2 protein-coding genes are annotated in these 2,040 nt (G+C 52.1%); both read left to right on the top strand.

The features are described from left to right. Positions 1–218: 218 nt before the first annotated feature. Complete coding sequence (locus ACOTX5_RS26380; RefSeq protein ID WP_009653207.1) at positions 219–1,616, top strand: ISNCY family transposase; 1,398 nt, start codon at positions 219–221, stop codon at positions 1,614–1,616. Between the two features lie 360 nt (positions 1,617–1,976). After that, positions 1,977–2,040: IS1 family transposase (locus tag ACOTX5_RS26375; protein ID WP_138920129.1), on the top strand; the 64-nt coding region annotated here is incomplete at its 3' end.

Here is a 2,040-nt window from a genome sequence, read left to right as displayed (position 1 = left end):
TGGCAACCACGTTCTTCCTCCAAAGCCTGACTCAACCTTAAAAAGGCATTGTCCAGACTCTCCACTGACGTCAGGTCAGCTTTGTTTTCAGCACGACATTTCAACATTGGCTAGACATACAGTGTAACAGCTAAATTGAGATGTCCGTCTCTGACCAAATAGACATGTCCGCGCTACAGTCTCGCCACCGCGATCGCTGCTTTCAAAGGATGAGACTCATGACGGCATACGGAACGGAGTTTTTCTCGATGAACGATGTAAACCGACTCAGGATCCTGCAGGACGTTATCGACCGGCGTCTTACCACGCGTCTTGCAGCAACCCGACTTGAGATCTCTGACAGGCACTGCCGCCGGCTACTCGAGCGCTATCGTGAACACGGACCGCTATCGCGGGTTAACCGCCGACGTGGTCAGCCTAGTAACCGACAGTTGATGCCTGGCCTCGCTGAGCGTGCGCTGCGCATCATTCGCGAACGTTACGCCGACTTTGGCCCGACATTGGCCTGCGAGAAGCTTGCTGAGATTCATGACCTTTATCTTGCTAAAGAGACTGTACGTAAGCTTATGACCCGGGATGGTTTATGGATCCCTCGTAAGTTACGGCCACCTCGTGTGCATCAGCCACGCCCACGTCGGGCCTGCACCGGCGAACTCATCCAGATTGATGGCAGTGAACATCGCTGGTTCGAGGACCGTGGTCCGGCCTGCACGCTGCTCGTTTACGTTGATGATGCAACAAGTCGGTTGATGCAGCTTCTGTTCGTCAGTTCGGAGTCCACGTTCACCTATTTTGAAGCCACCCGGGGATATCTGGAGCGCTACGGTAAGCCTCTGGCATTCTACAGCGACAAAGCCAGCGTCTTCAGGATCAACAACAAGCAGGCCACCGGCGGAGATGGCCAGACTCAGTTTGGTCGTGCCATGAACGAGCTGAATATCACTGGTATCTGTGCCAACACCAGTTCAGCCAAGGGGCGTGTTGAACGGGCTCATCTGACATTACAGGACCGCCTGGTCAAGGAACTGCGGCTCCGCGGTATCAGCACACCTGAGGCTGCAAACGCCTTTGCTGATGAGTTCATGGAAGATTACAACCGTCGGTTTGCAAAGCCGCCACGTCACGATTTTGACGTACATCGCCAGCTGGATAATGGCGAAAACCTGCAGGCGACATTCACCTGGCGCGAGCAGCGTAAGGTCTCGAAAAACCTGACATTACAGTATGATAAAAAGCTTTATCTGCTTGAAGATAATGAAGAAAACCGGCGTTTTCAGGGGAAGTACATCGAGGTATGGCAATACCCGGATGGTGACATTGAGCTCCGGGCCAGCGGCACTTCCCTGCCCTTTACCACTTACGACCGACTGGGAGAACTGGACCAGGGCGCCATCATCGACAACAAGCGTCTGGGACGTGCCCTGGAAATGATAAAGCTGGTTCAGGACAAACGGGACAACACCCGCTCACAGGCCCTGCCATCACTGGACGGCCAGACCTCACGCAGAAAGAAACAACCCGGCAAGAAATCACAACGAAGTTTGGACCATAACGACATGCTGGAAGCCCTGCAGCAACTTCAGACCCGGAGTAAAGACATCTTCGGCAAAGGCTGAAACATAACCTACATGCGGACATTTCAATTTAGATTGATGTTCAGGATAAACGCGATAACAACCGTTCACAGGCGATCCCTGCCGGTGATGGCTCTTTGCGGCGGCGCAGAAAACCAACAGAGAAATAATCGCAGCGCTCACTGAACGGCGACGACATGTTAGATGCGTTGAAGACATTGCAGTCACGTTCTGAGAAAAGTTCCAATGTTTAACGAGCGATTAAAAAATATATTAAATCATTATTCTCTCATTTCTCTGTTGCAATACTGACCTCCCAGGGCCTGTGTAATTCTGTCACCAAATAGGGTGATGCTACCAACTTGCTGATTTAGTGTATAATGGTGTTTTTGAGGTGCTCCCGTGGCTTCAGTCTCCGTCTGCTGTCCCTCCTGTTCCGCTACTGAAGGCGTGATGCGTAATGGCA

It is taken from the genome of Enterobacter cloacae complex sp. IR5441 (genome assembly GCF_049238215.1).
Classification (GTDB): domain Bacteria; phylum Pseudomonadota; class Gammaproteobacteria; order Enterobacterales; family Enterobacteriaceae; genus Enterobacter; species Enterobacter hormaechei_C.
The sequence above is the reverse complement of the archived record's forward strand: the minus strand, read 5'-3'. Positions and strand labels throughout refer to the sequence as shown.

Bases quoted from the DNA above. Each gene is read 5' to 3' on its own strand.
- ACOTX5_RS26380 (WP_009653207.1), top strand. From the start codon at position 219: ATGACGGCATACGGAACGGAGTTTTTCTCGATGAACGATGTAAACCGA.